We start from the raw sequence: 11,201 nt of genomic DNA, 5'->3' as shown, positions 1-11,201 counted from the left end.
GGTGCTGTGCTGCCTGCCGTTCGGGATCGTGTCGATCGTCTACTCCAACAAGGTGTCCGGGCTGTGGGCCCAGGGCCGGTATGCCGAGGCCTACGAGGCCTCCAACAATGCCAAGAAGTGGGTCATCATCGGTGCGGTCGTGGGTGCCGCCGCCGCGGTGATCGGCGTCGTGCTGTGGTTCGCCATGTTCGCAGCGATCGTGTCTTCCATCCCGTCCACGACCACCACCACCTATTCGGGGTTCTGACCCCCGACCTCGTCAACCAGCCCCCAGGCCAAAGCGGTCTCGGCATCGATGCCGCGACCGGACAATACGAGATACGCTGTGCGCCAACGGCCTATCCGCCGCGTCACGCTGACGGTGCCGCCGGCTCCTGGGAGCAACCCCAATGCCAGCTCGGGCAGCCCGAACATCGCATCACTGCGGGCGGTGACCCACCCGCAAAACGCCGCCATCTCCAGCCCGCTGCCCATCACCCGGCCATGCACCTCGGCCCGGCACGCGCGGCCGAGCCTGGCGGCCAGCGCGTCGAGCGCCAGGGCGGGGCTGTAGCGGGTACGCGCGAGGTGCGCACTCGCCGGGTCGGCGAAGGTGCCGAACTCGGCCAGGTCCCCACCGCTGCAGAACGACGGACCATTGCCGCTCAACACGATGCCGGTGACAGACGAGTCCAGCTGCGCGACCGTCAGAACCTCCAACAGCGCCGCGCGCGCATCGGTGGAGAACGCGTTGTGCCGCTGCGGCCGGTTGAACGCGATACGCACGACGTCGCTGTCGCGGGTCGCCCGCACCGGGTCGGGGATCTCGGGCATGCGGACGGGGCCGCGCTCGCGCAGCCACCGCGCGAACTCCGGACCGGCCTGCAGGGTCGAGTACGCCAACGACTCCGTGATCACCCCGGACAACGCCGGGCCCTGCGGATCCACCGCGCGCAACACGTCGTCACAGACGCTGCTGGCGTGCGGCCAGCGCTGGCAGCGTGCCATCAGCTCCTCCACGGTTGCCGGCACCGAATCGACGGTGACGACGCGCCGGTCGGCGCAGCGATGCTCGGTCAGCGTGAAAGTTGCCGCGTCAAGCCAGAATCCGGCCCCGGCGATGTCGGCGGCCGAGCCGACGGCGACGATCACCCCGGGCGGCGACGCCGGGCCGTCCTGCGGCGCTCTCGACAGGTCGACCACCCGGAGCATCGGTCACACCGAATACTTCTCGATGAGCCCGTTCTTGTAGAGCTTGCCCGTGTCGGTACGCGGCAGCTGTGCTTCGAAGGCGATCGATCGCGGGCACTTATAGTGCGCCAACCGGTCTCGCAGCCACACCGTCAACTCCTCGGCGAATTCGTCGGTGGCGTCGGCCGCGTCGACGGTCTGCACGGCCGCCACCACGCGCTGGCCCATCTCGTCGTCGGGCACCCCGAACACCGCGGCGTCCAGCACCTTAGGGTGGGTGACCAGAAGGTTCTCGGCTTCCTGCGGGTAGATGTTCACCCCGCCGGAAATGATCATGTGGTGACGCCGGTCGGTCAGGTACAGGTAACCCTCGTCGTCGAGATAGCCGATGTCACCGACGGTGGCCCAGCCGTGCTTGTCGCGCGATGAGGCGGTTTTCGCCTCGTCGTTGAGGTATTCGAACGAGTAGCCGCCCTCGAAATAGATCTCGCCGGCCTGCCCGGGTGGCAATTCGTTGCCGTGCTCGTCGAGGATGTGCACGGCGCCGCCCATCGGTTTGCCCACCGAACCCGGATGCGCCAGCCAGTCCTCGGCCGTGATCAGCGTCGAGCCGTGCGCTTCCGAGGAGGCGTAGTACTCGTCGATGATCGGCCCCCACCAGTCGATCATCTGCTTCTTGATCTCCACCGGGCACGGAGCCGCCGCGTGCATCACCCGCTGCAAGCTCGACAGGTCGTACGAATGACGCACCTGGTCAGGCAGTTTCAACATGCGGGTGAACATCGCCGGGACGAACTGACCGTGCGTGATTCGGTGGCGCGCGATGACGTCCAGGCAGCCTTCGGCGTCGAACTTCTCCATCACCACCGTGGTGATGCCGCCGGCCTGCGCGCTCATCGACCACACCGACGGCGCCGTGTGGTACAGCGGCGCTGGGCTGAGGTAGATCGAGTCGGGCGTCATCCAGAAGCCGACGAGTGCGGACATCATGCCGGGCGCCTCGGCCGGCGGCACGTGCGGCAATTCGCGTTTGATGCCCTTGGGCCGGCCGGTGGTGCCCGACGAGTACTGCAGCAGGTCGCCCTCGATCTCGTCGTCGATCGGTGTATCGGGCTGTCCGGCAACGCATTCGGGGTAGCGCTGCCAGCCGGGCAGGTCGCCTTCAGCGATCAGCAGCAGCTCGGGTAGCCCGCCGGGCAAATGCGGGGCCAGGCCGGCGAGGGTGTCGCGCAGCATCGCCGAGCCGATGATGGCCTTGGCGCTGCTGTTGTCGATGATGTAGGCCGCCTCTGGCGCGGTCAGGTGGGTGTTGATCGGAACGTAGTACAAACCGCTGCGACGAGCCGCCCACATCACCGCGTGGATGTGCTCGTTGTTCTCCATCAGGATTGCGACGGTGTCGCCCTCACGCAGACCGGCCTCGCGGAACCGGTGCGCCAGTCGATTGGCACGCGCTTCGAGGTCGTCGAAGGTGACGACCGTTCCGGACGGGTACAGGATGACAGCAGGTTTGCCGGCGCCGATGTAGGGGCGGATCTGCATGCGCAGACTGTACCGCCGTCAAACTTGACGGGTGTTAAGTGGTCGCCGGCACGGGCAGTAGCAGCGCGCTGTCGCCGAATTCGTGCCACAGATAGCCGTGTTCTGTCGCCTCGCGATACGCCCTGCCGACCAGCTCGGGACCGGCGACCGCCTCCAGCAACAACAGGTGCGAGGCGCCGGCGTCATGCCATCCGGTGATCAGGCCGTCGACCACGCGGCACGGGCGACCGGGGCCGAGCACCAGGTCCGTCCAGCCGTCCGCCTGCCGCACCAGGCCGTCCGCGGCGGCGGCGGACTCCAGAGCGCGCGTCACCGTCGTTCCCACCGCGATCACCCGTCCGCCGGTCACGCGCGTCACGTTCACCAGTCGCGCGGTCGCGGCAGGCACGGCGAAGGGCTCGGGGACCGGTGGCTCGCCCGCTTCGGCCGACGACACCCCCGCGTGCAGCGTGATCGGTGCGATCGCGACGCCGGCGGCAACCAGGGCGGCTACCAGTTCGGCGCTGAAAGGGCGTGCGGCGCTGGGCATTTCCGCGCTGCCGGTATGTCGGGCGAAGACGGTCTGGTAGTAGCGCAGCGGCCACGGTCGCGGCACATACGAGTACCTGATGGGCCGGCCGTGCCGGGCCAGGTACGACGCGACGTCACCCTCCACAACAACTCGCGCGGTCCACAGCCGCGCGCCGCTGATCCCAGTTCGCGGGTAGGACGCCTCGATCACCAGCGCACCGCCGCCGGGCAGTTCGATGCGTTCGCCCACCCGGACGTCCGGGAGGTGTCCGGCCGCGTCCCCCGCGGGCCGCAGCTCCACCACCCAGCTCCTCTCGGCTCGCCGGGTCGAGAAGTGCACTGCGACGGGCCGCCCGTCGCGGCGGCCGTCCACCGCGGCGGGCATGGTGGCGGAGTTATTCACCACCAGCAGATCGCCGGGTCGCAGGTGATCGCCCAGGTCGGCGAAGCGGGCGTGGCAGACGCCGTCGGGGCGAGCGACGAGCAGCTTGACGGCATCGCGGGCGATGCCGCGCGCTTCGGGCGGCTCAATGGCATCGGAGCCCGGGGCGCGGTAAAAACGGGTACGCGGAGCCGTCATGGTCATCGCGGCGCTCCGGATAACGACAGTTCGACGGCCCGGTAGCGGCCGGCGGGAGGCCGCGTGTCCAGCAATCGCAGCAGTGCCGGCACTTTCGCCTCCGGCTCGGCACGGTCGGAGATGTCCTCGCCCGGGAAGGCGGCCTGATGCATCTCGGTGCGCATGTCACCGGGGTCGAAGGCGTACACCGCGACGGAGGGCGCCTCGGCGGCGAGGACGGCCGAGATTTGGTCGAGTGCGGCCTTTGACGAGCCATACCCGCCCCAGCCGGGATACGGTTCGACGGCGGCGTCGGAGGTCAGGTTGACGATCACGCCGGCGTTGTCGGCGAGCGCCGGCAGTGTCGCCTGGATCAGGGCCAGCGGCGCGAACAGGTTCGTCTGGTACACCATCCACAACTCGCTCGCCGAATACTCGGCGAGGACCGGTTGCGGGCTGGGCCCCAGCTGGCTGGCGTTGTTCACCAAGAGGCCAAGCGGCCCGGCAGTGCGTGCCGCCGCGACCAACTCGGCACGGTGTGCTGCGTCCGTGACGTCGCCGGGCAGCGCGATGAAATTCCTTGAATTGAGTGTTCGGACAGTCGATTTCAGTTCAGACGCGCGTCGGGCATCGCCGGCGACGGTCCAACCGCGGGCGAGCAGGGCGGCGGTAACCGCCCTTCCGAAGCCGTGCGAGGCGCCGGTGACAATTGCGACGGGTTGCTGTTCGGGTTGAGTCATTCCCCCATACTGATAGTTGAAGTAAACTTTAAGTCAAGTCCCGAATTCGAGAAGGCCACAAATGGATGAGCGAGACTTGTTCACCGTCAGCGAGATTGCGAAGCGTAGCGGCTTCGCGGCATCGGCGATCCGGTTCTATGAGAGCCAGGGCCTGATCACGGCGACCCGGACCTCCGGTGGCCAGCGCCGCTTCGAGCGGCAGATGCTGCGACGCCTGGCTTTCATCAAGGCGGCCCGCAACGTCGGCCTGAGCCTGGACGAGATCGCCGGCGCACTCGCCACCCTCCCGGACGGTCGCACCCCGACCCGCGCCGACTGGAGCCGGCTGTCCAAAACCTGGCGAGCGCGCCTCGACGATCAGATCGCCGGGTTGATCGCGCTGCGCGACAACCTGGACTCGTGCATCGGCTGCGGTTGCCTGTCGCTGAAGCGCTGCGCCATCTCCAATCCGGGCGACCTTGCGGCCAGCGCCGGAGCGGGAGCAATGTACCTGCCGAAATCGCTACGGCGGCAGGCGATTAGCGGCTGAGGTCTCCCTCGCGGGACTCAGCCCGCTTCGGAGAGCCGCTGCTTGAGCGCCTCGAACTCGTCGCGCACACCGGTGGGCAGCTTGTCGCCGACGAACTCGAACCACTCCTCGATCAAGGGCAGTTCCTCGCGCCACTCGGCGGGGTTGACCGCCAGCGCCTTGGCCACGTCACCGCCGTCGACGTTCAGGCCGTCCAGATCGAGGTCGCCGGCCGTCGGCACGATGCCGATCGGGGTGTCCTGGCCGCCGGCCTGGTGCTCGATGCGGTCCACGATCCACTTGAGCACCCGGCTGTTCTCGCCGAAGCCCGGCCACAGGAAGCCACCGTCGGAGTCGCGGCGGAACCAGTTGACGAAGAACACCTTGGGCATCTTGGACTCGTCGGAGTTCTTGCCCAGGTCGATCCAGTGCTGGAAGTAGTCACCGACGTGGTAGCCCAGGAACGGCAGCATGGCCATCGGGTCGCGGCGCACGGTGCCGACCTTCCCCTCGGCGGCGGCGGTCTGCTCGCTGCCCATGGTGGCTCCCATGAACACGCCGTGCTGCCAGTCGCGGGCCTGCGTCACGAGCGGCACAGTCGTCTTGCGGCGCGCGCCGAACAGGATTCCGGAGATCGGCACGCCCTGCGGGTCGTCCCACTCGGGCGCCAAAATCGGGCACTGCGACATCGGGGTGCAGTAGCGCGAGTTGGGGTGCGCGGCCTTCTCCCCGGAATCGGGGGTCCAGTCCCGGCCCTTCCAGTCGGTCAGGTGCTGCGGCTCGCCCTCCAGGCCCTCCCACCACACGTCGTTGTCGTCGGTGAGCGCCACATTGGTGAAGACGGTGTTGCCGGCCTCGATGGTGCGCATCGCGTTGGGGTTGGACTTCCAGTTGGTGCCCGGCGCGACGCCGAAGAAACCGAACTCGGGGTTGACCGCGTACAGGCGGCCGTCCTTGCCGAACCGCATCCACGCGATGTCGTCACCGAGCGTCTCGGCGCGCCAGCCCGGGATGGTCGGCTGCAGCATGGCGAGGTTGGTCTTGCCGCACGCCGACGGGAACGCCGCGGCGAAGTAGTAGGCCTTGTTCTCCGGGGAGATGAGCTTGAGGATCAGCATGTGCTCGGCGAGCCAGCCCTCGTCGTGGGCCATCGCCGAGGCGATCCGCAGCGAGTAACACTTCTTGCCCAGCAGCGCGTTACCGCCGTAGCCCGAGCCGTAGCTCATGATCTCGCGGGTCTCCGGGAAGTGGGTGATGTACTTGGTGTCGTTGCAGGGCCACGGCACGTCTTTCTGGCCCGGCTCCAGCGGAGCGCCCACCGAGTGCATCGCCTTCACGAAGAATCCGTCGTCGCCCATCTTCTCCAGGGCGGCCTTGCCCATCCGCGTCATCACCTTCATCGAGATGACGACGTACTCGGAGTCGGTGATCTCCACACCCAGCTTCGGGTCGTCGGCGCCCAGCGGGCCCATGCAGAATGGCACCACCCACATGGTGCGGCCGCGCATACAGCCGCGGTACAGGTCGGTCATGATCGACCGCATCTCCGACGGGTCCATCCAGTTGTTGGTCGGTCCGGCACCGTCCTGTGTCTCGGTGCAGATGAAGGTCCGCGACTCCACCCGGGCCACATCGGACGGGTCGGACAACGCCAGGTAGGAGTTGGGGTGTTTCTTCTCGTTGAGCTTCTTCAACGTGCCGGCCTCGACCAGTTGGGCGGCCAGCCGGTTGAACTCCTCGTCGGAGCCGTCAGCGAACACAACCCGGTCGGGCTGGGTGAGCTCGGCGACCTCCTGCACCCATGACAGCAGGCCCTGGTGATTCGTGGGTGCTGTGTCCAAGCCGGGAATGGTCGCTGAGGTCATCGAACTCTCCTGGATTCTTTTGCGTATCGGGCTGGTGTTGCTCGCTATGCTCTCGCCCACACAATTAAGGATTTGGTGGCGTTAACTACAGGTTATCGTGAGGATCTTGTCGGGGAAGTCTCGGGCAGGTATAAGCCTTCTCACAACAACGATTCAGAAGATCCCGATGGGTCGTCATCTTCGCTCCTCTAAGCCGGTTTTTCGGGGTCGTCACCGCCGTCGTTGCCGGAGTGACTTTCGTCCTCTCGTATACCCCGTTCGCCCAGTTCTGCACGTACGGCCGCCAGGGCGGCTGTCACCGCGGGCATGTCTCGATCGCGCGCCGCAGCGGCCCGCGCGGCGGCCAGGGCGTGCTCGCGCAGTTCGGTGTCGATGACGCCAACCGACGCGGACACCTGCGCGTTCTCGGCCTCGTCCTGAGCCAGCAGCGCCTTGCTCAACACCGACTCGGCGACCAGCACCCGGGTGGCGACCAACTCCTCGACGACCGACTGCAGCGAGGACGTCACGTCGCCCGCCCAGCGGTCCAGCAGCGCCCGGTCGTGCAGCAGGGCACGGATGTTGATCACCATGAAGGTCAGCGCCATCGAGATCGCCACGCATGCCAGAGCCGCGGCGACGGCCAGCGCGGGGTTCAGTCGCGAGGCCAGGCCGCTCATCAGCCGGCTCAGCGTCAGCGCCACCCCGAGGCCGAACCCGACGCCCAGCACGATCATCAGCCAGGTTTCCTGTCGGCGCGATTTCAGCGGCGGCGGTGAAACGTTGACCTCCGGCAGCCGCTCGAGCGGTGGCAGCTCCATCGGCACGTTCACCGCCTGCGCCACCTCGGCCAGTTGCGCGTCGGTGCCTTCGCTGACCTCGGCCACCACCGCATCCAGCTGGTCGCGGGTGAGCGCCTCGAAGCCGGACATGCCGCGCCGCGATAACCCCGCCGCATGTTCCTGCAGGTCGGTGCGCACCGCCGCACACCGGTTACGGGCGGAGTGCGACAGGGTGACTCGCGCCTGCTGGATCTGACCGCGCAGCGTGATGGTCCGCTCGCTTTTCGCCTGACGTTGCTGCTGCAACGCGGTGCTGCGCTCCTCGCGCAGCGCCTCGACCCGGGCCCGCCGGCCGGACCCCTCGACCTCGCGCTCATACCGGCGCGCCATCGTCTGCAGCCGAGATTCCCACGCCCGCAACCTGTTCCGGCGGGCGAGTTCGGGGTCGTCGAGCAGGGCCGTGACGGCCTCGACCAGGTCGTCGACGTCCGCGTCACCCAGGTCGGGCAGGGCCGCCGCGCCCACCCAGGGCGCCCGGCCGTAGCGGGACGCGTGCGCACCGAGCGAGTCGCGATTGGCGGCGACGATGTCGCGCCAGTTGAGATGCACGTCGATCTTGGACACCACGCCGACCACCGCGTCGGTGTGCTCGGTCGCGGCGTCCAGCAGCGCGCAGTCCGACGGCGTCATGTTCGCCGCCGCCGACACGACGAACACCACAGCCACCGGTGCCTCCCCGGGACCCAGGTCCGTCGACTCGATGAATTCGCGTTGCGGCAGCCGCTCACGCAGTGCGTCGGCCACCGCGCTGACCCCCGCCATCCACGGACCCGTCACCAGCACCGCGTCGCGGCGCTGAATCGCAGGCGGATCCAGTCCGGGACCGGCCGCCGCGACCAACGCGTCCACCTCGGCGACGGGATCGTGGCTGGTTTCGCGGCTCACCAGGATTCCCCCGGGAGCGACGCGCAGGCCTGGGACCACAGCCGCATCGACCCCCGGGCGATGTCCGCGCCGCAGGCGCGGTGCAGGTCGCTGGCCGACGCGCGGCTGTAGCGCTGCCACCGCACCGCCCGCGGCAGGTGCGCGGACGGGTCTCGATGGGCGTCGAGGGCCTTCGGGTCGCCCGCCTCCAGGCCGGCCGCCTCGGCGAGGTCCACGGCGGCCGCCATCCGGGCGAGCACGGTCTCGTCGCGCGACAGGAACGCGCTGATGCGCTCGCCGAGCCTGCCGCCAGCGGCGGCCAGCGCCTCGAGCTCGGCGACGGCGTCCAGCACCCGCTGATAGCGGGCCTCGGCGCCCAGCGCGCCGACTCTGGCCAGCACGGCGTCGATGCCACTCATCCGGTGCAGCAGGGTCAGCACCTGGGCCGGGGTCCGGCCCTGCCGGAACGCGGCGACCGCCAGCGCGGTGCCGAACAGATCGAGGGTGTCCAAGAGGCGCCGCCGCGCCTCGACCGGCACCGGGACGTCGGCCGCCAGGAATCCGGCGAAGGAGCCGTCGAAACACGCGGTGCCACCCGGGTGAGCCGCCAGCGTGGACAGCGCCGTCCATTGGGCACTGTCCAGGTCGTCGAGCGCCGCGACCGCGAGCAGGCCGGTCATCGGTTCCATGGGCACGCCGATCAGCGCCGAGAGCTCCGTGCACCTCGCGCGCGCCGCGGCGATTGGGCCGTCACCGCCGAGACCGGACAGGGAGCCCGCCAGATCGGCCTTGTTCAGCACCGCCAGCACCGGGCGCCCGGCCGCTGAGACCCGTGCGACCGCCTGGGCGTCCTCGGGCTTGACGACCTCCGTGATCACGTAGACCACCACGTCGACATCGCGATCGTTCACCGCGTCGTCGACCGCGATGCCCGCCGCACGTCCCGCGCCCGACAGGGCGCGGCGCACGGTGCGGCAGCCGACCCCACGACGGCCGCGCACGACCACACGCAGGGGTGCCGCGGAGCGCTGCGCGATCGCCGTCACGCGCGGGTCGACGTGGCCGGCAGCGAACCGCGCCAGCTCGTCGACGAAATTTCGGTGTCCTTGTGCCCTCATATCCCGCCTGTTCGGTCTGGATGACCCCATGCCCGGCCGGCGCCGCCGCTAGGCGATGCAGCGCCGGGGCCGAGCGGTCCCACCGAATGGTGGCACCCGCGTCACAAAGAAGCGAGCCACCGTTAATCAGTTACCAGTTGAACGCAACTGTTGGGTATCAATCCGGACCAGGGGCGGCTACATCCATGGTTTATAGGCCACCATGGACAAATGCATGCGCAGCGCGGGGTGGCGATGTCTGCCGACACGCCGACCGGGGACTCCAACCGCCCCGACCAGCGCTATCTCCCGGCAACGGCGTTTCGATCGCGACGCTCGACGCTGTCCGATGCCCAGCGCCAGACCTGGGAGCGGCGCTGGCCCGAACTCGGCCTCTCGGTGGGCGCACCCGACGAATCCGACAGCCCCGAGCCCCCGCTGGATACCGCCGCCTGGTTCGGCAGGCAGGCCCCGGTGGTACTCGAAATCGGTTGCGGCAGTGGCATATCCACTTTGGCGATGGCTAAAGAAGAGCCCGCTATCGATGTGGTCGCGGTGGAGATCTACCGCCGGGGCCTGGCGCAACTGTTGTCCGCTATCGACCGCGACCAGGTGCGCAACATCCGGCTGATCCGCGGCAACGCCCTCGACGTCCTGCAACGCCTCATCGCCCCGGGCTCGCTGACCGGGGTGCGCGTCTTCTTTCCCGACCCGTGGCCGAAAGCCCGGCACCACAAACGCCGGTTCCTGCAGCCCGGCACGATTGGCTTGATAGCCGACCGGCTACTCCCTGGTGGTGTCCTGCATGTTGCGACGGACCACGCCGGCTACGCCGAACACATCGCCGAGGTCGGCGCGGGTGAATCCCGACTACACCCGATCGGTCCCGATAGTGCGCTGCCGATCTCGATCGTGCGCCCGACCACCAAGTACGAGACGAAGGCTCAAGAAGCGGGCAGCGCCGTCACCGAATTCATTTGGCTTAGACGATGAGTAGGCGATGAGTATGAGCCTGACTGAAGAGTCCGCGGCGGGGGCAGCCCCCGTCGCGCCGCCGGCGGTGCTGACCGGCGACGAACTGGGCGACTTCTCTCCCCCGGGCGGACGCGTGCTGCTGGTGTGGGACGCCCCCAACCTCGACATGGGTTTGGGCTCCATCCTGGGCCGCCGCCCGACCGCCCTGGAACGCCCGCGATTCGACGCCCTGGGTCGCTGGCTGTTGTCGCGCACGGCCGAGGTCAGCGCCAGTCGCCCCGGCGTGGTGGTGGAACCCGAGGCCACCGTCTTCACCAACATCGCGCCGGGCAGCGCCGCCAATCCCTCGGTGCGCCGCAGTTCGATGTGGGCCAGCATGTCGCGGTCGACGTCGCTGTCCTCGTCGATCTTCGGCTTGGCGAACACCGCGAATCCCACGTTACGAAGCGCGTCGACCCACGGCCGGACGACGTCGGCGCTGCCCGGCGCGATGTTGGTGAAGACGGTGGCCTCGGGTTCCACCACCACGCCGGGGCGACTGGCGCTGACC

General features: G+C 68.7%; 10 protein-coding genes and 2 pseudogenes. 4 read left to right on the top strand and 8 right to left on the bottom strand.

Going from position 1 to position 11,201, the window contains the following annotated elements; translation table 11 throughout:
* On the top strand, window positions 1–247 hold a 247-nt coding region (locus A5652_RS11355; RefSeq protein WP_197513918.1), incomplete at its 5' end, for a CD225/dispanin family protein.
* On the opposite strand, the gene A5652_RS11350 is transcribed toward A5652_RS11355, so the two are convergent.
* Genes A5652_RS11350 through A5652_RS11335 form a run of 4 tightly spaced genes read right to left on the bottom strand, consistent with a single transcriptional unit; the run spans window position 232 to window position 4,521 of the window.
* A complete protein-coding gene (locus A5652_RS11350; RefSeq protein ID WP_067350687.1) occupies window positions 232–1,191 on the bottom strand; it encodes an enoyl-CoA hydratase/isomerase family protein in 960 nt (319 codons plus the stop codon). The two genes, A5652_RS11355 and A5652_RS11350, sit on opposite strands and share 16 nt — an antisense overlap.
* Window positions 1,192–1,194: 3 nt before the next feature.
* The gene (gene fadD4, locus A5652_RS11345; RefSeq protein ID WP_067350684.1) at window positions 1,195–2,712 is read right to left on the bottom strand and encodes a fatty-acid--CoA ligase FadD4; all 1,518 of its coding nucleotides are present in this window, start codon (window positions 2,710–2,712) and stop codon (window positions 1,195–1,197) included.
* Window positions 2,713–2,746: 34 nt separating this feature from the next.
* On the bottom strand, window positions 2,747–3,808 hold the full coding sequence (locus tag A5652_RS11340) for an S-adenosylmethionine:tRNA ribosyltransferase-isomerase (protein WP_067350680.1): 1,062 nt from the start codon (window positions 3,806–3,808) through the stop codon (window positions 2,747–2,749).
* Window positions 3,805–4,521: an SDR family NAD(P)-dependent oxidoreductase gene (locus A5652_RS11335; protein WP_067350676.1), complete on the bottom strand. Its 717-nt coding sequence runs from the start codon at window positions 4,519–4,521 to the stop codon at window positions 3,805–3,807. Before A5652_RS11335 ends, A5652_RS11340 begins: the two co-directional genes overlap by 4 nt.
* Window positions 4,522–4,582: 61 nt before the next feature.
* Here A5652_RS11335 and soxR point away from each other — a divergent pair, with 61 nt between their 5' ends.
* On the top strand, window positions 4,583–5,050 hold the full coding sequence (soxR, locus tag A5652_RS11330; protein WP_067350673.1) for a redox-sensitive transcriptional activator SoxR: 468 nt from the start codon (window positions 4,583–4,585) through the stop codon (window positions 5,048–5,050).
* Between the two features lie 17 nt (window positions 5,051–5,067).
* Here soxR and A5652_RS11325 read toward each other — a convergent pair whose 3' ends face one another.
* The 3 genes from A5652_RS11325 to A5652_RS11315 all read right to left on the bottom strand — a co-directional run bounded on the left by A5652_RS11325 (window position 5,068) and on the right by A5652_RS11315 (window position 9,697).
* Window positions 5,068–6,894 (bottom strand): phosphoenolpyruvate carboxykinase (GTP), encoded by a 1,827-nt coding sequence (locus A5652_RS11325; RefSeq protein ID WP_067350670.1) that lies wholly within the window; start codon window positions 6,892–6,894, stop codon window positions 5,068–5,070.
* 188 nt (window positions 6,895–7,082) lie between these two features.
* Window positions 7,083–8,600, bottom strand: coding sequence for a hypothetical protein (locus A5652_RS11320; protein ID WP_197513916.1), 1,518 nt, complete (start codon window positions 8,598–8,600; stop codon window positions 7,083–7,085).
* Complete coding sequence (locus tag A5652_RS11315; RefSeq protein ID WP_067350665.1) at window positions 8,597–9,697, bottom strand: hypothetical protein; 1,101 nt, start codon at window positions 9,695–9,697, stop codon at window positions 8,597–8,599. The genes A5652_RS11320 and A5652_RS11315 overlap by 4 nt, the downstream gene beginning before the upstream one ends.
* 192 nt (window positions 9,698–9,889) lie before the next feature.
* Between A5652_RS11315 and trmB the strand changes: the two genes are divergently transcribed.
* The gene (trmB, locus tag A5652_RS11310; RefSeq protein WP_197513920.1) at window positions 9,890–10,669 is read left to right on the top strand and encodes a tRNA (guanosine(46)-N7)-methyltransferase TrmB; all 780 of its coding nucleotides are present in this window, start codon (window positions 9,890–9,892) and stop codon (window positions 10,667–10,669) included.
* A 13-nt stretch (window positions 10,670–10,682) separates the two neighbouring features.
* Window positions 10,683–10,988 (top strand): annotated as a pseudogene (locus A5652_RS11305) (NYN domain-containing protein); the annotation flags it as partial.
* Here the strand turns inward: A5652_RS11305 and A5652_RS26670 are convergent.
* Window positions 10,982–11,201: pseudogene (locus A5652_RS26670) on the bottom strand (NYN domain-containing protein); the annotation flags it as partial. The pseudogenes A5652_RS11305 and A5652_RS26670 sit on opposite strands and share 7 nt — an antisense overlap.

The organism is Mycobacterium sp. 1165178.9, from assembly GCF_001673555.1.
Taxonomy (GTDB): Bacteria; Actinomycetota; Actinomycetes; order Mycobacteriales; family Mycobacteriaceae; genus Mycobacterium.
The sequence above is the reverse complement of the archived record's forward strand: the minus strand, read 5'-3'. Positions and strand labels throughout refer to the sequence as shown.

What these genes read in the sequence shown, in the direction of transcription:
- A5652_RS11350 (WP_067350687.1), bottom strand. Translation starts at nt 1,191, where the DNA reads ATGCTCCGGGTGGTCGACCTGTCGAGAGCGCCGCAGGACGGCCCGGCG.
- fadD4 (WP_067350684.1), bottom strand. Translation starts at nt 2,712, where the DNA reads ATGCAGATCCGCCCCTACATCGGCGCCGGCAAACCTGCTGTCATCCTG.
- A5652_RS11340 (WP_067350680.1), bottom strand. Translation starts at nt 3,808, where the DNA reads ATGACCATGACGGCTCCGCGTACCCGTTTTTACCGCGCCCCGGGCTCC.
- A5652_RS11335 (WP_067350676.1), bottom strand. Translation starts at nt 4,521, where the DNA reads ATGACTCAACCCGAACAGCAACCCGTCGCAATTGTCACCGGCGCCTCG.
- soxR (WP_067350673.1), top strand. Translation starts at nt 4,583, where the DNA reads ATGGATGAGCGAGACTTGTTCACCGTCAGCGAGATTGCGAAGCGTAGC.
- A5652_RS11325 (WP_067350670.1), bottom strand. Translation starts at nt 6,894, where the DNA reads ATGACCTCAGCGACCATTCCCGGCTTGGACACAGCACCCACGAATCAC.
- A5652_RS11315 (WP_067350665.1), bottom strand. Translation starts at nt 9,697, where the DNA reads ATGAGGGCACAAGGACACCGAAATTTCGTCGACGAGCTGGCGCGGTTC.